The 19,191-nt window shown below is 71.7% G+C and carries 14 protein-coding genes and 1 tRNA gene; 2 read left to right on the top strand and 13 right to left on the bottom strand.

What is annotated here, in order from left to right; translation table 11 throughout:
* Positions 1-61: 61 nt before the first annotated feature.
* The 8 genes from QF032_RS26670 to QF032_RS26635 form a co-directional block, all read right to left on the bottom strand.
* Complete coding sequence (locus tag QF032_RS26670; protein WP_307060383.1) at positions 62-1,864, bottom strand: trypsin-like serine protease; 1,803 nt, start codon at positions 1,862-1,864, stop codon at positions 62-64.
* A 181-nt stretch (positions 1,865-2,045) separates the two neighbouring features.
* Positions 2,046-4,082: a transcription termination factor Rho gene (gene rho / locus QF032_RS26665; RefSeq protein ID WP_307057762.1), complete on the bottom strand. Its 2,037-nt coding sequence runs from the start codon at positions 4,080-4,082 to the stop codon at positions 2,046-2,048.
* 427 nt (positions 4,083-4,509) lie between these two features.
* Positions 4,510-5,439: a homoserine kinase gene (thrB, locus tag QF032_RS26660; protein WP_057584076.1), complete on the bottom strand. Its 930-nt coding sequence runs from the start codon at positions 5,437-5,439 to the stop codon at positions 4,510-4,512.
* Between the two features lie 460 nt (positions 5,440-5,899).
* The gene (thrC, locus tag QF032_RS26655) at positions 5,900-6,958 is read right to left on the bottom strand and encodes a threonine synthase (protein WP_107441899.1); all 1,059 of its coding nucleotides are present in this window, start codon (positions 6,956-6,958) and stop codon (positions 5,900-5,902) included.
* A 3-nt stretch (positions 6,959-6,961) separates the two neighbouring features.
* Positions 6,962-8,254, bottom strand: coding sequence for a homoserine dehydrogenase (locus tag QF032_RS26650; RefSeq protein ID WP_307057760.1), 1,293 nt, complete (start codon positions 8,252-8,254; stop codon positions 6,962-6,964).
* 196 nt (positions 8,255-8,450) lie between these two features.
* Complete coding sequence (gene lysA / locus QF032_RS26645) at positions 8,451-9,842, bottom strand: diaminopimelate decarboxylase (RefSeq protein ID WP_307057758.1); 1,392 nt, start codon at positions 9,840-9,842, stop codon at positions 8,451-8,453.
* A gap of 14 nt (positions 9,843-9,856) precedes the next feature.
* Entirely contained in the window at positions 9,857-10,948 is a 1,092-nt protein-coding gene (gene nrtL, locus QF032_RS26640; RefSeq protein ID WP_307057757.1) for an ArgS-related anticodon-binding protein NrtL, read from the bottom strand.
* A gap of 267 nt (positions 10,949-11,215) precedes the next feature.
* The gene (locus QF032_RS26635) at positions 11,216-11,707 is read right to left on the bottom strand and encodes a response regulator (RefSeq protein ID WP_306949263.1); all 492 of its coding nucleotides are present in this window, start codon (positions 11,705-11,707) and stop codon (positions 11,216-11,218) included.
* Between the two features lie 111 nt (positions 11,708-11,818).
* On the opposite strand from QF032_RS26635, the gene QF032_RS26630 reads away from it, so the two are divergent.
* Positions 11,819-11,890 (top strand) — tRNA-Arg (locus QF032_RS26630).
* 130 nt (positions 11,891-12,020) lie between these two features.
* On the opposite strand, the gene QF032_RS26625 is transcribed toward QF032_RS26630, so the two are convergent.
* A complete protein-coding gene (locus tag QF032_RS26625) occupies positions 12,021-12,755 on the bottom strand; it encodes a sulfite exporter TauE/SafE family protein (protein ID WP_307045913.1) in 735 nt (244 codons plus the stop codon).
* Between the two features lie 291 nt (positions 12,756-13,046).
* Here QF032_RS26625 and QF032_RS26620 point away from each other — a divergent pair, with 291 nt between their 5' ends.
* A complete protein-coding gene (locus QF032_RS26620) occupies positions 13,047-13,766 on the top strand; it encodes an IclR family transcriptional regulator (protein ID WP_307045912.1) in 720 nt (239 codons plus the stop codon).
* Positions 13,767-13,861: 95 nt separating this feature from the next.
* On the opposite strand, the gene QF032_RS26615 is transcribed toward QF032_RS26620, so the two are convergent.
* The 4 genes from QF032_RS26615 to QF032_RS26600 form a co-directional block, all read right to left on the bottom strand.
* Entirely contained in the window at positions 13,862-14,374 is a 513-nt protein-coding gene (locus tag QF032_RS26615) for a DUF3761 domain-containing protein (protein ID WP_307057756.1), read from the bottom strand.
* Positions 14,375-14,609: 235 nt separating this feature from the next.
* Entirely contained in the window at positions 14,610-15,248 is a 639-nt protein-coding gene (locus QF032_RS26610; RefSeq protein ID WP_307057755.1) for a hypothetical protein, read from the bottom strand.
* A 124-nt stretch (positions 15,249-15,372) separates the two neighbouring features.
* A complete protein-coding gene (locus tag QF032_RS26605; RefSeq protein WP_307057753.1) occupies positions 15,373-18,261 on the bottom strand; it encodes a helix-turn-helix transcriptional regulator in 2,889 nt (962 codons plus the stop codon).
* 195 nt (positions 18,262-18,456) lie between these two features.
* A complete protein-coding gene (locus QF032_RS26600; protein ID WP_307045904.1) occupies positions 18,457-19,098 on the bottom strand; it encodes a hypothetical protein in 642 nt (213 codons plus the stop codon).
* Positions 19,099-19,191: the final 93 nt, after the last annotated feature.

Here is a 19,191-nt window from a genome sequence, read left to right as displayed (position 1 = left end):
CACACGGAGCGTGCCGCAGGTGAGGGCCGCACACGGCGCTCACCTGCGGCTTCGTGGGGCGTCAGCCGAAGATGTCGTACTGCTTGAAAGTCGTCCCGAGGGACACCCTTGTGGCAAACATCGCACTCGTGGCGGTTCCGGTTCCCTTGTACAGGTAGAGCACCCCGGCGGGCGTGCGGGCGAGCAGGTCGGCCACGCCGTCGCCGTTGACGTCCCCGACGGCGGCCACGACGTTGTACGTCGTGCTGCTCCAGGTGGCGACCTTGACGCGGGCCGCGAAGGCGGACGCGGCGGCGCCGTTGCCCTTGTAGAGGTAGACCGCGCCGGTGCTCTTGTTGCGGGCGATCAGGTCCGCCCTGCCGTCGGCGGTGAAGTCGCCGTGTCCGCGCAGGACGTTGTACTGGTTCCAGCCCGTGCCGTTCTTGACGCGCGCGGCGAAGGAGCCGCCGCCGTTGCCCGGGTAGACCCACAGGGCCCCGGCCGAGTCCACGGAGACCAGGTCGGGCAGGTAGTCGCCCGTGACGTCGCCGGGGGCGACGATCTGGGTGCGGGTCTTCCAGTTGTCGGCGATCAGCTTGGTCGCCCAGGTGTTGCTGGAGGGCACGTAGTGCCGCCAGAAGACGTCACCGTCGGACGCGCGCCGCAGGACGAGGTCCTGGACGCCGTCGCGGTCCAGGTCGGTCTGCAGGACCAGGTTGTAGCTGCTCCAGCTGCCCCAGGACTCGCGGGCGCCCAGCGAGGCGCCCTTGGAGTCCATCTCGTACCCGGTCTTGGTGGCCGCGGCGCGGGCCCACAGGTCGGCCAGCTGGTCGCCGCTGAGGTTGCTGTCGTCGACGCGCGGGTAGGCGGTGCCGACGTACGCGGAGACCTTGCTGAAGACGCTGTACGCGCCGCTCTCGACGCAGTTGGTGACGCCCCACGAGACGACGCCCACGATCCGGTCCTGGCCGGCCGCGTTCCGCACGATCAGCGGTCCGCCGGAGTCGCCGTTGCAGGCGCTGGTGGTGCCCGAGTCGGCGCCGGTGGCGGGCGTGCCCGCGCACACCATGTGGCCCTTGCGGTAGTCGGCGCCGTAAAAGTCCGAGCAGGTGGCGTCCGACCGCATCGGCAGCACGGCCGTCTTCAGCGTCTCGGAGAGGTCCTGCGTGGCCGAGGTGGTCCGGCCCCAGCCGTACAGCGTGGCCTTGGTGCCGGTCGCGTACGAGGCGGTGTCCGTGCTCGTCGTCATCTTGATCGGTGTGGCCCTGACCGGCGTCTCCAGGGTCAGCACGGCGATGTCGTTGTCGATGGTCGTGGCGCTGTAGGACGGGTGGTTCCACTGCCGGCGGACGTAGGTGCCGGTCCCGCCGTGCAGGCTGCCGTCGTCGGACATCAGCTGGGCGCTGCCGGTGACGACGTAACCGTGGGCCTGCCAGTTGTAGCCCTTGACGCAGTGCGCGGCCGTGAGGATCTTCGTCGGCGAGACGACCGAGCCGCCGCAGAAGAAGCCGACGTCGTCGGTGGTGGTGCTGGTGCCCCGGTCGTCCCCGTACCAGAGCTGGGCCATCCACGGGGCCCGGGCGACGGTCGTCGTCGTACCGCCGATGATCTTCGGGTCGACCCTGGCGGCGCCGACGCTCGTGCTCCCGCTGAGGGACGCCTTCGAGGCCTGCCCCGGCGTCTCGTCGCCGCTGACCGCGACGTCGATCAGCTTCCGCAGCTCCTTGGCCGACTTCGTCGCGGCCGTGGCGGGCGCCGGCGGCGCCTCGGCGGCCTGGGCGGACGACAGGAACAGCGCGCCGGCGACGGCCGCTGCCAGGCCCGCCGCGGCGACGGGCAGGGCGATCCGTATCCGGCGTCTGTGCCGGCCGCCGCCCCCGGACATGGGTGTACCCACGCGAGTCCCCCCTCGGGATCAGGATGGTGGAAGAAGAGCGAGATCGTATCCCGCCCGTGAAGCGCGGATCAGGGCCGCCCCCGCGTGCGGGGACGGCCCTGATCCGATGTCTGCGGGCTACGACTTCAGTCGTCGACGTCGGTCGTCGTCGACTTCAGTCGTCGTCGACTCAGTCGTTGTTGTTGCCCGGCGACGGCGTCGTCTTCTGGATCTGCATCAGGAACTCGCCGTTCGACTTCGTCTGCTTCATCTTGTCGAGGAGCAGCTCGATCGCCTGCTGCTGGTCGAGCGCGTGCAGCACCCGGCGCAGCTTCCAGGTGACCGCGAGCTCCTCGTTGCCGAGCAGGATCTCTTCCTTGCGGGTGCCGGACGCGTCCACGTCCACCGCCGGGAAGATGCGCTTGTCGGCGAGCTTGCGGTCGAGCTTGAGCTCGGCGTTGCCGGTGCCCTTGAACTCCTCGAAGATCACCTCGTCCATGCGGGACCCGGTGTCCACCAGCGCGGTGGCGAGGATGGTCAGCGAGCCGCCGTCCTCGATGTTGCGGGCCGCACCGAAGAAGCGCTTCGGCGGGTACAGGGCCGTCGAGTCGACACCACCGGACAGGATGCGGCCGGAGGCCGGGGCGGCGAGGTTGTACGCACGGCCCAGACGCGTGATCGAGTCGAGCAGCACGACGACGTCGTGGCCGAGCTCCACCAGACGCTTGGCGCGCTCGATGGCGAGCTCGGCGACCGTGGTGTGGTCCTCGGCCGGACGGTCGAAGGTCGAGGAGATGACCTCGCCCTTGACCGACCGCTGCATGTCGGTGACCTCTTCCGGACGCTCGTCGACCAGGACGACCATCAGGTGGCACTCGGGGTTGTTGTGCGTGATCGCGTTGGCGATCGCCTGCATGATCATGGTCTTGCCGGTCTTCGGCGGGGCCACGATCAGGCCGCGCTGGCCCTTGCCGATCGGCGCGACGAGGTCGATGATGCGGGTCGTGAGAACGCCCGGGTCGGTCTCCAGACGGAGCCGGTCCTGCGGGTAGAGCGGCGTCAGCTTGTTGAACTCGGGGCGTCCGCGCCCGGATTCGGGCGCCATGCCGTTCTGCGAGTCCAGGCGGACCAACGCGTTGAACTTCTCGCGGCGCTCCCCGTCCTTCGGCTGGCGGACGGCGCCGGTGACGTGGTCGCCCTTGCGCAGACCGTTCTTGCGGACCTGGGCGAGCGAGACGTACACGTCGTTCGGGCCCGGCAGGTAGCCGGAGGTCCGGATGAACGCGTAGTTGTCCAGGATGTCCAGGATGCCCGCGACGGGGATCAGCACGTCGTCGTCGGCGAGCTGCGGCTCGGGGGCGCCGATCTCGTCGCGCCCGCGGCGGCCACGGCGGTCGCGGTAGCGGCCGCGGCGGCCACGCCGGCCGTCGCCGAACTCGTCGTCGTCCTGCGGGCCGTTGTCGCGCTGCTGACGGTCCTGGCGGCCGCCGCCCTGCTGCTGGCCCTGCTGGCCGCCGCGCTGCTGCTGACCCTGCTGGCCGCCCTGCTGGTCGTCGCCCTTGCGGCGGTCACCGCGGTCACCGCGGTCACCTCGCTCGCCACGGTCACGGCCGCGCTCACGGCGGTCGCGGCGACGGCCCTCGCCGCCGTCGGCGTCGCTCCTGGCGTCGCCCTGGGGCTGTGCCTGGGCCTCGGTCTGCGCCGGCGCGGGCGTCTCGGCCTTCGGCGCGCTCTTCGCCTCGGCGGCGACCGTCTCCGGGCTGCCGACGTCGGCGGTGGCACGACGGCGACGGCGCTCGGCGGGCGCGTCGGCGCCGGCCGGCTGGCCCGGAATCTCGATCTGCTGCTGGGCCACGGCCTTCTCGGCGGCGGCCTCGGCCGGAGCGGCGTCCGCCTTCTTGTCGGCGGCGTCTCCGGTGCGGGCCTTGGAGGTGGCGCGGCGCTTGGGCTTGGTCTCGGCGACCGGGTCCGCGGCCTTGGCCGGGGCGCCGCCTCCCGCCTGCGCCTCCTTGATGACCTCGATCAGCTGGCTCTTGCGCATCCGCGCGGTGCCCTTGATGCCGAGGCCGGATGCGACCTGCTGCAGCTCGGCCAGCACCATGCCCTCGAGGCCGGTACCGCGGCGTCGCCGGGAGCCTGCACCGGTGGCAGGCGCGGAGGCGTCCGTGGCGGGCGCGGCAGCGGTCTCCTCGACACGTGCGCCCATCAGATCGGTGGTGTCGCTCACGAAGGGTCCTTCCCTGGAGCGGACGTCGGCCTGTCTGGCTCGGCGACCGTTTGTGCTGTCCGGCTTCGATCCTTGCTGTGGCGAAGCCGGGGCGGTGGTCCGCCTTGTGCGGCGGAAGAGAATTTGCTGGTGATGGCGCTTCCGCGACGAGCCGTGACACCCAGTGTCACGTGGCGTGGTAGCACCGATTCCGAAGCTCCCCCAGAGGGGGGACCCCCATCTGCGGGCCGCTCAGCGTCGTTGCACGGCGTACTGCCCAGGTACGACGTACGGAACGCAGTGCGGCTTGGGGAGCTCCCGGAAGAATGTCTGTCCCGAAGCGGGACACGAAGCACCTCGCCGTGGTGGGGTCGGGTGCAGACTTGAGGTTAACACTACCGGATCCAACAAACATTCCCCCTCTCGAAATCCGGCAACCGTGCGCTTTTTAGATGTCGCCGGAGGGCGCAAGAGGCAGCACGCACGCCCCCTGCAGGTCCATGGCCAGGCGGTTCGCGGCCCAGTCCGCGCCTGCCGAGGATTCGATCTTGTCGGCGGTGCCCGCGTCGGCCAGTGCCATCACGGTGGGTCCGGCGCCGGAGATGACGGCCGGAATTCCGTCGGCGCGCAGCCGCTCCACCAGTGCGGCGCTCTCCGGCATGGCCGGCGCGCGGTACTCCTGGTGCAGACGGTCCTCGGTGGCGGGCAGCAGCAGTTCGGGGCGCCGGGTGAGCGCCTCGACGAGCAGTGCGGCGCGGCCCGCGTTGGCGGCGGCGTCGACGTGCGGGACGGAGCGCGGGAGCAGTCCGCGCGCGGTCTCGGTGAGGACCGGCTTCCCTGGCACGAAAACCACCGGAACGATGGAATCGGCGGGCTCCGTCCTGATCGCGCGCGCGGCGCCGGCCTCCATCCAGGACAGGGTGAATCCGCCGAGCAGACAGGCCGCGACGTTGTCCGGGTGGCCCTCGATCTCGGTCGCGAGCTCGAGCAGGGCGGCGTCGTCGAGCCTGCTCTCACCGCCTATGGTCACCGCGCGCGCGGCGACGATGCCCGCGCAGATCGCGGCGGACGAGGAGCCGAGGCCCCGGCCGTGCGGGATGCGGTTGGCGCAGACGATCTCCAGTCCGCGCGGCTGACCGCCGAGGACGTCGAAGGCGGTGCGCAGGGAACGGACGAGCAGGTGCGTCTCGTCGCGCGGCAGCGTCTCGCTGCCCTCGCCCGCGATGTCGATGTGCAGCCCGGAGTCGGCCACCCGGACGACGACGTCGTCGTAGAGCCCCAGCGCGAGGCCGAAGGCGTCGAAACCCGGGCCGAGATTGGCGCTGGTGGCGGGAACGCGCACACGCACGGGGGCGGCACGGAAGGCGGGACCGGCCATCTTGCGATGACTCTCCTTGAGCTGCGGGGCTGTGGAATGAGATGCGCTACGTACATGAGGACCCTGCCGCCGCTACGGCGACGCAGCACCGCGGCATATGCGGCGGGCGGGTTCAGTACAGCCTATCGAAGGAAGGTTCTGCGGCGACATAGGGCGCACAGGAGGCGCACGATGCGTGTCGTAAGCCCCCTGTGCACCCCCGATGGGGAAGTCCCCGTCGAGGGTGCCGGGAAGCGGTGTTCCCTGGCGAGCGGGTGCCCCTCGCGGAACGGGTGCTGCCGGTGGAACGGATGTTCCCCGTGCGGCGGACGTTCCATGCGGAACGGGTGTTCCGGGAGCGGCCGTCCCAGGCGGAGCGGGTCTTCCGGGTGGAGAGGGTGTTCCCAATCCGCCGTCCGCCGTCCGCCGTCCGCCGGCGGGCTGGTGGGCAGCCCGCCGGTCCGTGGTGGACAGGATTCCGCTACGCGAGGCCGAGGCGCTCGGCCGCCGTGACCGCGTCGACCGGGACGGTGACGGGCTGCGGGGCGCCGGCGACGGCCCAGTCGGGGTCCTTGAGGCCGTTGCCGGTGACGGTGCAGACGATGCGCTGGCCCGGGTCGACCAGACCCTGCTCGGCGGCCTTCAGCAGACCGGCCACCGACGCGGCGGACGCGGGCTCCACGAAGACGCCCTCCTGAGCCGCCAACAGCCGGTAGGCGCGCAGGATCTCACGGTCCGTCACCTCGTCGATCCGGCCGCCGGACTCCTCCTGCGCCGCCAGCGCGAACTTCCAGGAGGCGGGGTTGCCGATCCGGATGGCGGTGGCGATCGTCGACGGGTCCTTGACGATCTCGCCGCGCACGATCGGAGCGCTGCCGGACGCCTGGAACCCCCACATCCGCGGGGTCTTCGCGGCGATCTTGTCGGCGGCGTACTCCTGATAGCCCTTCCAGTACGCGGTGATGTTGCCCGCGTTACCGACCGGCAGGACGTGGATGTCGGGGGCGTCGCCGAGCATGTCGACGATCTCGAAGGCGGCCGTCTTCTGCCCCTCGATGCGCACCGGGTTCACCGAATTGACCAGCGCCACCGGGTAGTTGTCGCTCAGCGCTCGGGCGAGGGTGAGGCAGTCGTCGAAGTTGCCGTCGACCTGGAGGATCTTCGCGCCGTGGACGAGGGCCTGGCCCATCTTGCCGAGCGCGATCTTGCCGCGCGGCACGAGCACGGCCGAGACCATGCCCGCACGGACGGCGTAGGCGGCCGCGGAGGCAGAGGTGTTGCCCGTGGAGGCGCAGATGACCGCCTGCGCGCCCTCCTCCTTGGCCCGCGTGATCGCCATCGTCATACCGCGGTCCTTGAAGGACCCCGTCGGGTTGGCGCCCTCCACCTTCAGGTGGACCTCGCAGCCCGTGCGCTCGGAGAGCACCTGCGCGGGCACGAGCGGCGTGCCGCCCTCACGGAGCGTCACGACCGGCGTGCTGTCGGATACCGGCAGCCGGTCCCGGTACTCCTCGATGATTCCGCGCCACTGGTGGGTCATTGGTTACTCTCCTTCAACCCGCATGATGCTGGCGACACCCCGCACGGTGTCGAGCTTGCGCAACGCCTCGACGGTCCCCGTCAGGGAGGCGTCGGACGCGCGATGGGTGACGACGACGAGAGAGGCCTCGCCGTCCTTGCCCTGTTGGCGCACCGTATCGATGGACACCCCGTGCTCGGCGAACACGGTCGCCACCTGGGCGAGAACACCCGGTTTGTCGGCGACGTCCAGGCTGATGTGGTAGCGCGTGACGACATCGCCCATGGGCGACACCGGCAGGGCGGCGTACGCCGACTCGCCGGGCCCCGTCGCCCCGCTGAGCCGGTTGCGGCAGACGGCGACGAGGTCGCCGAGCACGGCGGAGGCGGTGGGTGCACCGCCGGCGCCGGGGCCGTAGAACATGAGCTGGCCGGCCGCGTCCGACTCGACGAACACGGCGTTGTAGGCGCCGCGCACCGAGGCGAGCGGGTGGCTCAGCGGAATCATGGCGGGGTGCACCCGCGCGGTCACGGACCCTCCGTCGGCCGCCCGCTCGCAGATGGCGAGCAGCTTGATGGTGCAGCCCATCTGCCGCGCGGAGGCGAAGTCGGCCGACGTCACCTCGGTCATGCCCTCGCGGTAGACGTCGTCGAGGCGCACGCGCGTGTGGAAGGCGATGCCGGCGAGGATGGCGGCCTTGGCGGCCGCGTCGAAGGCCTCCACGTCGGCGGTCGGGTCGGCCTCGGCGTACCCCAGGGCGGTGGCCTCGTCGAGGGCCTCCTGGTAGCCGGCGCCGGTGGAGTCCATCTTGTCGAGGATGAAGTTGGTGGTGCCGTTGACGATGCCGAGCACCCGGTTCACCTTGTCGCCGGCGAGGGACTCGCGCAGCGGCCGGATCAGCGGGATCGCGCCCGCGACGGCGGCCTCGTAGTAGAGGTCCTCGCCGTGCTCGTCGGCGGCGGCGTGCAGCGCGGCGCCGTCCTGGGCGAGCAGCGCCTTGTTGGCGGAGACGACGGAGGCGCCGTGCTCGAAGGCGGCGGTGATGAGCGTACGGGCGGGCTCGATGCCGCCGATGACCTCGACGACCACGTCGATGTCTCCGCGTTTGACTAGGGCGGTGGCGTCGGTGGTGACGAGGGCGGGGTCGATGCCTTCGCGGACCCGGGAGGGACGCCGCACGGCGACACCGGCGAGCTCCACGGGAGCCCCGATGCGCGCGGCGAGGTCGTCGGCGTGCGTCGTCATGATGCGCGCCACCTCTGAGCCGACCACTCCGCAGCCCAGCAGCGCCACCTTCAGCGGACGCGTACGCATCATCCGACCTCGTTTCCTGAATACCGTCTACGGCTGTTTCCGGTTGGTTCAGTCTCACTCACCGGACCGGAGTTTCTATCCCCGGTCCGGATCGTGAGACATCTATTTCATTTTCGCAGAGGCGGCGGACAGGAGATCTTCCGCCCTTTCCTCTCTGAGCCCCATTCTCCTTCGCGGGGCCCATTTCCCGGCCGGTCGCTCAGCCGACGTCGAGCCGCAGCAGGTCCTCCTCGGTCTCCCTGCGCACGACGACCCGCGACTCCCCCTCGTGCACGACGACCACCGGCGGCCGCAGCACGTGGTTGTAGTTGCTGGCCATGGAACGGCAGTACGCGCCCGTCGCGGGGACGGCGATGAGGTCACCGGGTGCCAGGTCCGACGGGAGGAACGCGTCCTTCACCACGATGTCCCCGCTCTCGCAGTGCTTGCCGACCACGCGCGCCAGCATCGGCTCGGCGTCGCTGGCACGCGAGACGAGCGCCACGCTGTACTCGGCGTCGTACAGCGCGGTGCGGATGTTGTCGGACATGCCGCCGTCGACGGAGACGTACGTCCGCAGCCCGTCGAGCGGCTTGACGGTACCGACCTGGTAGAGGGTGAACGCGGTCGGTCCGACGATCGCGCGGCCCGGCTCGACGGAGATGCGCGGGGTGCTCAGCCGTGCGGCCTCGCACTCCCGGGTGACGATCTCGGTCAGCGCCTTGGCGATCTCGTGCGGCTCGCGGGGGTCGTCGTCGCTGGTGTACGCGATGCCGAGACCGCCGCCGAGGTCGATCTCGGGCAGCTCGACGCCGTGCTCGTCCCTGATCACCTTGAGCAGCCCGACCACCCGGTGGGCGGCGACCTCGAACCCCGACATGTCGAAGATCTGCGACCCGATGTGCGAGTGGATCCCGATCAGCTCGAGCCCGTCGAGCTGAAGGGCGCGCCGCACCGCCTCGGCCGCCTGGCCGTCGGCGAGCGGGATCCCGAACTTCTGGTCCTCGTGGGCGGTGGCGATGAACTCGTGCGTGTGGGCCTCGACGCCGACGGTGATGCGGATCTGCACCCGCTGGCGCTTTCCGAGGGACTGCGCGATGTGCGCGACCCGCACGATCTCCTGGAAGGAGTCGAGGACGATGCGCCCGACCCCGGACTCGACGGCCCGGCGGATCTCCTCCGTCGACTTGTTGTTGCCGTGGAAGGCGATGCGGTCGGCGGGCATGCCGGCGGACAGGGCGGTGGTCAGCTCGCCGCCGGAGCAGACGTCGAGGTTGAGCCCCTCCTCGTGCAGCCACCGCACGACGGCCCGGGACAGGAACGCCTTGCCGGCGTAGAAGACGTCGGCGTCGTTCCCGAACGCGGTGCGCCAGGCGCGCGCCCGGCCGCGGAAGTCCGCCTCGTCGAGGATGTAGGCCGGGGTGCCGTGCTGCTCGGCGAGGCTGACGACGTCGACGCCGCCGACGGTCAGCACACCGTCGGCGTTGCGTGTGACGGTCTGCGCCCAGACCTTGCCGTCGAGGGTGTTCAGATCGGCGGGCGGCGCGGAGTAGTGGCCCTCGGGCAGGACGTCGGCGTGACGGGGCCCGGCGGGGTGGGCGGAACGGCTCATCTGGGCGTGCTCTCTCAGAGGTGATCGGGTGCGTCGATACCGAGCAGGGACAGGCCGCCGGCCAGCACCGCCCCGGCGGCTTCGGCAAGCGCGAGCCGGGCACGGTGGGCGGCCGAGGGTTTCTCCTCACCACGGGGAAGGACGACGGGAAGCAGGACGAGGGTCGCGTCGGCCAGCGCCAGAAGGTGTCGGGCGAGACGGGGGGGAGCGCCGGCGTCGAGGCCGGGGGTGACCGGCTGCGGGGCGTCGGTCACGGCCGTGGCCAGGATGCGGGGGTAGTCCGCGAGAAGGGCAAGCAGATCGTGGGCTTCGGACGGCACCTGAAGCCCGAAGTCGGCGCCGACGACACGGGCCTCGGCGTCCGCGACGACATCCGTGTCGACATCCGGGTCGGCGTCGTGCGGGCCGGGGTCGGACCACGGCCCGAACCCGAGATCGGAGGCGTTGCGGCGCACGGCTCGGGTGCGGGCGTGGGCGTAACGGACGCGGAAGACGGGATTGCTCTCCCGCTGGACCAGGTGATCGGCGGTGATCCGGGGCCGGTCGTGCGGGGCCGGGTGGAGCAGGGCCCAGCGGGCGGCGTCGAGGCCGAGCGGGGCCGGGTCCTCGGGGGCGGGCGCGGGCCGCAGGGTGACGGGCCCGTCGTGACTGATGTCGACGCGGCCGCCCTGCGCCGCGACGATCCGCGCGAGCGCGTCGGCGACGACCTCCGCCCGCACCTCGTACGGCACCCGCACCGCGAAGACCTGCCCGGCCAGCCGGTCGCCGTGCCCGTACCGCGGCCCCGCACGGAGGACCCGCCGGACGAGGACCGCACCGGCGGAACCGTCGAGGCGGAGGTTGAGGAACCCCGGCCCGGTGATCTCGACGCCGGCGACCCCGTGGGACGCGGCCAGGTACGACCGGAGCACCTCGGCGACACGGAGCGGTGGCTGCCCGGCCGGCCGGGCGAGCTGGAGGGCGATGTTGGTGGCGTAGTCCCCACGCCCACCGGGCCCCGGCGGCGCGACCACGGCACGCGCAGGCACGGCCACGCTGAGCTCCCCGGCCTCCACGGCACGACGCACCGCGCACAGCACGGTACGGGAGAGCTCGACGGGGGTCACGGGACAAGCGTAGGGGAGGAGGGGGGTGGGTAGGCGAGCAGGTTTGCCAGAGGTCCGCTATGTGGACGTCGACAAAGAAAAGAGGGCCGCGAGGAAGCGAACCAAGGGACGGCGGGAATCGCGGCGGGGGAGGCGAAGCGGGGAACCGGGGGGAGAGCGAAGCAGGGGACGGCGGGGCAAACGAATCAGGGATCGAGGAAGCAGGCATCACGGAAGCAGGCATCACGGAAGCAGGGATCGAGGAAGCAGGGATCGAGGAAGGCGGCTCTACTCGGGCATGGGCCCTGCGCCGGACCCGCCACCCGTCCCCGCCCCCACGCCCTCCCCCGCGCCGCTCTCCCGGTCCATCAGGGTCCGAATGAGGGAGACGAGTTCGGCGGGATCGAAGGGCTTGGCGAGAAAGGCGTCGACGCCGACCTCCAGACCGGCCTCGACCTCGTACTGCGTACAGGCACTGATGATGGCGAGCGGAAGATCGCGCGTGCGTGGATCGGTACGCAGCCGAGCGGCGGTCCTCAGCCCGTCGAGCCGGGGCATGGCGACATCAAGGGTCACGAGATCGGGTCGCACCTGATGGACGACTTCCAGACACTCGACACCATCGGACGCGGTCACGACCTCGATGCCCTCCAGCTCGAGATTGACCCTGATCAGCTGCCGGATGACCTTGTTGTCGTCGACAACAAGCACCCGGCCCGACGCGCCTGGCACACCTCGAGAGTAGGTCCGGACCGGCCACCGCGTCCGGGTTTTCCCCACTTCCACCCCCCGCGGGCGACGCTCCGGCCCGCAGAAACACGTTCATGAACACCCCGAGGGAGCTGGTAGTGTTCTACCCGTCGCCGCGAGCAAACAACTCTGGCCCGACACGCCCCCGTAGCTCAGGGGATAGAGCAACGGCCTCCGGAGCCGTGTGCGCAGGTTCGAATCCTGCCGGGGGCACCTTGCATGAGGTGTCCGAAGACCCCGCCACCAGCGCTTACGCTGAGGACGGGGTCTTGGCGTATGTGCAGGCAGATGCAGCTTCGCCGCCGGTGGGACTCCTGCGGGGCGGGCGGCGCCCGGTGCGGCGTCACAGCATCCCCTGGACGCCCTTGACCAGGACGGAGAGGCCGCCGGTCAGAGCCAGGGCGAAGATGAGGCGGCGCACCCACTCCTCGGGGACCCTCGGCGCGAGCGCTCTGCCGACGAGGGCGCCCGCCACCATGGCGGCCACGGCCACCGACCAGGCCGGCCCGCTCAGCCGGGGCACACCGTTGGCGGCCACCGAGAAAACGTTGACCAAAATTCCATAAAATTGCGCGTTCGGCACGAATTCACGGACCGACCAGCCCGCATTCACCGCGTACAGCGAATACGGCGGCCCTCCGACGCCGGCGGCGGAATTCATGAATCCGCCCACCGCCCCTGCGGCCACAGCGCCTCTCGTCCCCGCCAGAGCCGGTATGCGCACGCCTCCCATGACGAAAGCGACGGCCAGCGTCACCAGTATTCCGATACCTGCCAGCAGCACAGGTTCGGGCAGTCGGGCCGCCACCCAGGAACCGGCGGGCACCGTGCATCCCGCAGCGATGATCAAGGGAACCATGGCGCCGATGCGCACCTGCCGCCACCCCGCAGTGAGCCCCACGACGCTGATGGCTCCGGCCACACAATTCGCGAGCACAACGCCCTGAGTCGTCCCGAGTACCAAAACGAGCGCGGGCACCGCGATGAGTGCAAAACCCATGCCGGTCAGCCATTGCACCGACGCACCCAGCATGACTATGCCGCCCAGCAGTAACTCGGCCGCCCCTGCGCTCGCCACGGCTCACACCCACCGGCATCCGAGATGATCTACGCCATCCTCTCCAGAGGGCGGCCGCGAACGCAACGGCCCGGCACGGAAGAATTTTTGCGCACTCGCCGGCATATTGCTTACACGGCCCTTATACGCGGAGGTCATTCAGAGTTCCCCGCCTTCTCGGGCATATCGGCGACGCAAGGGAAGCGACCCGGGCCCGAAAGAACGCGTCATGCACCCTCCCCAGCACGTTCCATGTATGGCACACTCATCCCCCTGCCGTCGCCGTCGGCCCGACCCGAAGGAGGCCGCAGCATGCCACCTCCCATCCAGTCCCTGTCCCGCGCCGCGGCCGTCCTGCGGCTGTTCGCCACCGGGACGGGCCGGTTCGGCCTCTCCGACACCGCAGCCGCACTGGACCTTCCGAAGAGCACCGTCCACGGAATCCTGCACGCCCTCGAACAGGAGGGCCTGGTCGAGCACGACACATCGTCCGGCACCTACGGGCTGGGCCCTGAACTGGTCCGGCTGGGCGGCAGTTGGCTCCGCGGACACGAGTTACGCGCGCGGGCGCTGGCCTGGGCCGACGACCTGGCCAGGGTCACGGGAGAAGCGGTGCACGTGGGAGTGCCCCACCCCTCGGGCGTGCTGATCGTCCATCACATCGTCCGCCGCGACCGCGCCCGGCAGGTTCTGGAGACAGGCCGCGTGGTGCCCGCCAGGGGGACCGCGCTGGGTACGGCGCTGACGACGCCCTCCTCCCAGCCCGCCGCCGGCACATCGGCTGCTTCCTCCGGCCTGCTGCGAGCCGCTCGGCAGCGAGGCTGGGTCTGCCTGCCCGACCGGGTGCGCGACGGCATGGTGTCGATCGCCGCACCCGTCCACGGCCGGAACCGGGGGACCGTGGCCGCTGTGAGCGTGTCCGCGGTCGCCGCGCGCATCCACGAGGACGCGACGGTGCGCGACCGCCTGGTCTCCTCGCTCAGGGCCTGTGCACGCGCGATCTCGCACGATCTGGGCGCCGCCCATCCCTGAGGCAGCCGTGGTCCACCGGGGACGTCGGGCAGGGGCTCTCCTCGCTCCGCGCGTGCTCCGGCCGTCACAACGGCGGCCCATGCCCGAGGCGTTGGCTAGCGGTAGAAGACGGACACGCCGCCGTGGTGCGAGCAGGCGCCCTGATGGTGAGCGGCATAGGAGTACGTACCGTCATTGCACAGGGCCGTCGCACCGCCGCCCGCAGAACCGGAGCCGCCCGACGAGCCGGAGCCGCCGCCGGACGACGAGCCGCCGGACGTCGAACTGCCGTCCGTGCCCGACCTCGCGGCGGCGTGCGCGGTGACGGTCACCTTCACAGTGACCGTCTCCGTCACCGTCGGCGCGGGCTCCGGCTTCGCGGTCTCCGTCGCCGTGGCCGTCGCGGTGACCGTGGCCGTGGCCGTGACCGTCGGCCGGGTCTTGTCGCTGACCGCCGTCTTCGTCGTGTTCGGCTTCTGGTCGTCCGCACCGGCGCTCCCCAGACCGACGATGAACGCCAGGCCCAGGGCGGGCAGCACGAAGCGTTTGCGGGCCCACCTGGGTGCGGGACGGGCAGGCGGCGATCCGGGCGGAGGCTGCAACGGCGGTTGAGGCTGGGAGTAGCTCACGAGGCCCCCTGGTTACGTGCGTGAGGGGCGAAACTACCCACACCGGGACGTCAACTGTGAGGGAAGAGTGAAGAAGTTGACCCAGTTGTGACCTGGCGGCTTCCCCGCGGCCCCGTACGCGCACGGCAGTTCCCGCGGCCCGGGCTTTTCCTTTCCGGGTGGCGAGGAGGCGGTTTCTGGATTCCGTTCCTCGTCAGCGTCAGCGTCATCTCGGCCGCGAGACCCGGGCCGGCGGTCAGGCTGTGCGCTCCCCCGGTGTGAACGGGCCGGTCGCGGGGGCGACGCACTTGTCGACGACGGTCTGCTCGCCGGCCGCCGAGCCGTCCAGGCAGAGACGTCCGCCCTGGTCGCGCAGGTCGAGGAAGAACCGTGTGGCCGTGCCGGACTGCTTGAGGTCGTGGATGCGCTCGTCGATGTAGCCGAGGTCGTTGAGGATCTTCCTGACCTTGGCGGGGGTGGGGTCCGCCAGATTCCACAGCGCCTGGGTGATGCGCTCTTCATGGAGGTTGCTCGCGCACCAGTCACGAGCGTTCAACTCCACCTCGGGGCCCGCCGTGGGGGCGATCGGCTCGACGGCGCCGGCCGGCGGCGTCTCCCCGGACGGCGACGTCTGCGCCGGACCCGACGGCGGCGCCTGCGGCGGAGCACTCGGGGGGCACTGCTGCGCGACCTGCTGCAGCATCTCCGTGAACGCCACGCCCTGTTGGGATCCCGCGCTGTCGGCTCGGCTGCCCGGCGACCTGTCCGCGTCCGGCTTCTCGGCGCCGCAGGCGGTGAGCGCCAGAGCCGCGAGAGCGGCACACGCGAGCGCCGGCCACAGGCGGCGCGGGGAAGGGGCGGTCGTGCCGGTCGGTGCGGAGGTTCGATTTCTCATGCCCCGAGTCTGGAAGCAGGTCACGGCCACCACGTGAGCACGCGTACTCACGTGCTCCGGCGCAGTCACTCAGATTTCGTCTTCGGCGCGCCCAGGCCGCGATGCGCACCCGATCACGCCTGGCTCATGAGCCGACGCCCAGGCCGATGCGGGTCATGAGGCGGGTCAGCGCCGAACGGGACGGCACGGCGAGCTTGCGATAGACCGAGGAGAGGTGCGTTTCGACGGTGCGTCGGCTGAGGTGGAGCCGGGCGGCGATGTCCTGGTTGCTCAGGCCCTCCGCCAGCAGACCGGCGACCTCCACCTCACGTGCCGTCAGTCCCGCCAGTTCCGCCGGGACCGCGGGCGGCCGGGGTACGACCTCGGGGCGGACCAACTCGGCCAGGTCGACGAGCAGACGAGCTCCGCCGGCGAGGGCGATGCGGTGGGCGCGGTGCCACAGGGCGGCGGCGCGCTCACTCTGGCCGCTGCGCTGTACCAGGGGCGCCGCGCGGAGCAGGCAGTACGCCTCCCACAGGCGCTGGCCGCAGCGGGCGTACTCCTGGGCGGCCGCGTCGAGGAGGCGCACGGCCTTGTCCGTGTCGCCGCGGTGTTCGGCCAGCGATGCCTCGGCTCGGCGGGCGGCCGCGCGCTGGCCGCCGAGTCCGAGCCGGTCGGCCTCGCGCGCCGCCTGTGCGGCCCATCGTCGGGCCTGGCCGAGGTCGCCCGTGGCGAGGGCCGCGGCGGTGAGCGTGTCGAGCTGCCCCGGGCGGATCGACGGTTGCAGCAGGGGGAGTTCGCGGCCCCCGCCGGCCGTCGTGATGGCCTCCTGCGCGCGGTGCGCGTCGCCGCTCACGAACGTCGTGTGCCCGAGCATGCACCACGCCAGGGCGGGCCACCAGCCCTTGGTCCCGCTGGTCGCCGCGACGGCCTCCTCTGCGGTGGTCAGGGCGCTGACGTCCCCGAAAGGACGGCACAGCAGCAGCACCAGCGTCTTGATGGCGAGGGTGAAGGCCAGAAGGTCGGGGCTGCCCGCGGCCCGGGCGAGTGTCTCCGCCTCCTCGGCCGCCTCCAGCGCGGACGGCAGACGGCAGGTGGTGAGGTGGACGAATGCCTTGCTCGTCAGCAGGTGCGGCAGGACGTGGAGCCGGCCGCCGCGCCGGGCGATGTCGAGCCCCCGGCCGAAGTGCCGTTCGGCGTCCTCGTAGCGCTCCAGCAGTACCTCCGCCCAGGCCAGCCAGCTCAGCGACTCGCACAGGTCGGTGAGGCCGGGGTCGGTCAGCGCGTCCGTGAGCCGGGACGCGGCGTCGGTGAACCGGACGGCCGCGGCCGTCTCGCCCTCGTACGCCTCGCCCAGGGCGGCCAGGGCGAGGGCGGCCGCTTCTCCCGCGCAGTCGCCGCCGGCTCGGGCGAGGGAGACGGCTTCCGCGACGTCCGCGCGGGCCTCCGGGTAGGACGCCGTCAGCAGGGCGGACATGCCGAGGGCGAGCCTGAGGGAGACCGCCTGCCCGGGAGACGGGCTCGGACGGCGGGACAGCTCGCGGCGCAGCAGAGCGGTGGCTTCCGGGGAGTGGCCGAGGTGCCGTTCCATCACGGCGCACCAGGCGACGGCCTCCGTGCGCAGCGGGAGAAGGTCCTTGCCCGACGTCTCGATCAGGTGGTGCAGCAGATCGCGGCTCTCGCGGAGACCGCCGCTGACGCCGAGCGCCCGGGCACGTGCCAGGACGAGTTCGCCTCGCCGTCTCTCGTGCTCGGGGGTGTCCGGCAGGTGCGCGAGGACGACGTGCAGCAGGTGGGCGGCGGTGGCGGGCGCGGTCGACGCGCACTGGGCGGCGGACTCCTCCAGCACGGCGGCCGCGTCGGCGTCCCAGCCGGTCATCGACCGTGCGACGTGGTGGGCCCGTTCGGTGGCCGGAGCACCGCTGCGGGCCAGTGCCCGCGCAGCCCGACGATGAAGCCGGGCACGCCGCCCCGGCGCGATGTTCTCGTAGACGAGGGCCCGTACGAGCGGGTGGCGGAGCACCCATCTGCCGCCCGGCGCGGCGCGCAGCACGTCCCGCGCCGCGAGGGCGCGGATCTGTTCCGTCACCTCCGTCGGCTCCCCCGGTGGCAGGCCGATCGCCGCGGTCACCATGGCGGGTGTGGCGTGAGCGCCCAGTGCTGCCACCGCCTCGGCGACTCGGCGTTGTGGCCCGGTCAGCGCGGTCAGCTCGTCGAGCAGCAGGACCGCGAGGCCGTGGGGCACGCCGACCGCGTCCGTCGCGTCGGGCTGGGTGAGGACGCTGGGCAGTCGGGCTCCGCCGCGGTACGCGTGCAGCAGTGCGAGCAGGTAGAAGGGGTTGCCTTCGCTGGCGGCGTACAGCTGCTTCGCCTCGCGCCCGGGAACGTCGGCGGCCAACGTCCGGATGGACTCCTCCTCGGGGAGCGGGCCCAGCGCGAGGTGCAGGACGTCTCCGCTGCCGGTGCCGCGTGCCAGGGCCGCGGTCAGGGACGTGGGCGTCTGCCGGGCCCGCCGTGCCACTACCAGGAGGACCCGTCCGCGGGCGGGGTGCCGGATCAGGTGATCCACGAGTTCCCGTGACGCGGGGTCCGCCCAGTGCAGGTCGTCGACGGCCAGGACCACACCTCGCTCGCCCAGGCGGGTGAGGAACGCGCTGATCGCCCGGTGCGGTCCGAAGCGGGCGACGGCGCCCGGGTCGGACGTGCCGCCCGGCGCCGCTTGCCGGATGCCGTGCAGCACCCACTCCAGTTCGGGGAGTCCGGGATCCGCGGCGACGACACGGGGGTCGACGTCCGCGAGCGCGTCGGTGAAAGCCTGGAAGGGGACGTGCTGTTCGTACTCCGTGGCGCGGCCGCGAAGCACCGTGAGTCCGTGTCGGCGGGCCCGGGCGCAGATTTCGCCGAGCAACCGGCTCTTGCCGATGCCGGGCTCGCCGGCGATGTCGACCACCGCCGGTGCGTCGGGCAGGTCCGGGCCGGCCAACAGGGCGTCGAGCCGCGCGAGTTCCGCTGTTCTGCCCACCAGTTGTGTCACGCTCGCGCACCCTGCCCGCCCAGTCGGTCCCAGTTCCCCTCGACCCATCCTAGAAGGGGCTACCGACACATATGGGGTGACATGTATCGAGCTCGCGCGGCAGGGTGTCACGCCGCCAACGTGCGGTGCGGCGCTGTGGGATGCGGCTCCCTGGCCTGCGGGGTGTCGGGCTGCGGGCGACGGCGACGGCGACGGCTACGCGTCGGTCTCGACGGTCGACAGGGGGATGCGGAGAGCGCGGTGCAGTCGGGCGGAGGTGTCGATGTCGAGGCCCAGCCTCGCGTGGCGCAAGGACGCGCTGTGCTGACGGATCAGGGTCAGGTCACGCAGCTGACGGTGCAGTTCGGCGGTGAGCATTGCGTCAGGGTCGACGGCGTTGCTGTCGCTGTTGTTCAGTCGCTCGCCCGTGTTCGCGCGCTCACCGGCGTTCGAGCGGGCGTCCGCGGCTTGGACGGCGCGGCTGCTGACCAACGGGACCGGATCGCCTGCGCCGAACAGGTAGGCCACCGCGGTGTGGAGCACGGCGGCCGCGGCCGGTTCGTCGGCGTCACCGGGGCCGGCCTGCCCGTCGTTGTGACAGTACTCGCTCAGAAGGTGCTCACCCAGCCCGTGCTTGATCTCTCCGAACGCCGACGCATTGCCCAACGCCGCCTCCCACAGGGCGTTGAGCGTCGGTCGGAGGCCGAGGGCGTACTCCGCCTGCTCATGGGCCGGCAGAGCCTCCTGGGCCCGCATCAGCCGCTCGGCCACCCCGACGGCGAACACCACGCGCTCGTCCGGGGACGCGGCGGCCAGCCGGTCTGCCACCTCGGCCTGCAACTCCTGCCAGGTCGTCATCCGTGCCCACCCCCGTCGTGACTGATCACTTGACGACGACACTAGCCGCACCCCGGCCACGAGCAGCGCGGTGGACGAGCGCGGCGGACGATG

The sequence above is a fragment of the Streptomyces achromogenes genome (genome assembly GCF_030816715.1).
In the GTDB taxonomy this organism is placed as follows: Bacteria; Actinomycetota; Actinomycetes; order Streptomycetales; family Streptomycetaceae; genus Streptomyces; species Streptomyces achromogenes_A.
The sequence above is the reverse complement of the archived record's forward strand: the minus strand, read 5'-3'. Positions and strand labels throughout refer to the sequence as shown.

What these genes read in the sequence shown, in the direction of transcription:
- QF032_RS26670 (WP_307060383.1), bottom strand. Translation starts at nt 1,864, where the DNA reads ATGTCCGGGGGCGGCGGCCGGCACAGACGCCGGATACGGATCGCCCTG.
- thrB (WP_057584076.1), bottom strand. Translation starts at nt 5,439, where the DNA reads ATGGCCGGTCCCGCCTTCCGTGCCGCCCCCGTGCGTGTGCGCGTTCCC.
- thrC (WP_107441899.1), bottom strand. Translation starts at nt 6,958, where the DNA reads ATGACCCACCAGTGGCGCGGAATCATCGAGGAGTACCGGGACCGGCTG.
- QF032_RS26650 (WP_307057760.1), bottom strand. Translation starts at nt 8,254, where the DNA reads ATGATGCGTACGCGTCCGCTGAAGGTGGCGCTGCTGGGCTGCGGAGTG.
- lysA (WP_307057758.1), bottom strand. Translation starts at nt 9,842, where the DNA reads ATGAGCCGTTCCGCCCACCCCGCCGGGCCCCGTCACGCCGACGTCCTG.
- QF032_RS26620 (WP_307045912.1), top strand. Translation starts at nt 13,047, where the DNA reads ATGCCACCTCCCATCCAGTCCCTGTCCCGCGCCGCGGCCGTCCTGCGG.
- QF032_RS26610 (WP_307057755.1), bottom strand. Translation starts at nt 15,248, where the DNA reads ATGAGAAATCGAACCTCCGCACCGACCGGCACGACCGCCCCTTCCCCG.
- QF032_RS26600 (WP_307045904.1), bottom strand. Translation starts at nt 19,098, where the DNA reads ATGACGACCTGGCAGGAGTTGCAGGCCGAGGTGGCAGACCGGCTGGCC.